The sequence below is a fragment of the Mesorhizobium sp. M7A.F.Ca.CA.002.04.1.1 genome (assembly GCF_004022805.1).
Classification (GTDB): Bacteria; Pseudomonadota; Alphaproteobacteria; order Rhizobiales; family Rhizobiaceae; genus Mesorhizobium; species Mesorhizobium ciceri.
Genome location: NZ_RZPL01001286.1, coordinates 1 through 525, shown reverse-complemented (window position 1 = coordinate 525; position 525 = coordinate 1). Strand labels below are relative to the sequence as shown.

The following is a 525-nucleotide window of genomic DNA, read 5'->3' as shown; positions in this document are numbered from 1 at the left end:
GAAGCGGATGGCGCTCGGCGAGTGCTTGTGCGGCGGCATGATCTCGTCGGGATCGTTCAAGCGGTAGGCGGTGTACATGGTGCTGACCGATGCACGCTTGGGTGCAAGACCGGGATTGACGAGGATCAGCGAACGGCGCTCGCTGTCGTCCATGGTCACCAGTTCGGCGGCGCGCTGGAGCAGGGGCTCGATGTCCGAATAGGACCACACGAAGGGAACGGCTTTCGACGTCGCCATCAACTGCTTGATCTCGTCATGGTCGACGCCTTCCGACGTCGCCCAGAACGGAAACATGTTCTTTGCGTAGAGGGCGTCGTAGAGGCCCTTGAGTGCCGCCTTCTTGTTGGTGAGCACATCGTTAGCTGGTTGCGCCAGGGACATATCGGACACCTCTCGTCACGAAGAAAATACTTCTAACCAACTCAACCGTATTCGCATTGGTTTTGCTCGACAATACCCAAATTGCGAATCTTATAAGTTTTTGGTTGAGGTGCATTTTTGAGTGGCAAATGCCCAGAAATAGGC

At 55.6% G+C, this 525-nt stretch carries 1 pseudogene; it reads right to left on the bottom strand.

Annotation, left to right across the window (positions count from 1 at the left end):
* Positions 1-381: pseudogene (locus tag ENZ75_RS33825) on the bottom strand (gentisate 1,2-dioxygenase); the annotation flags it as partial.
* Positions 382-525: the final 144 nt, after the last annotated feature.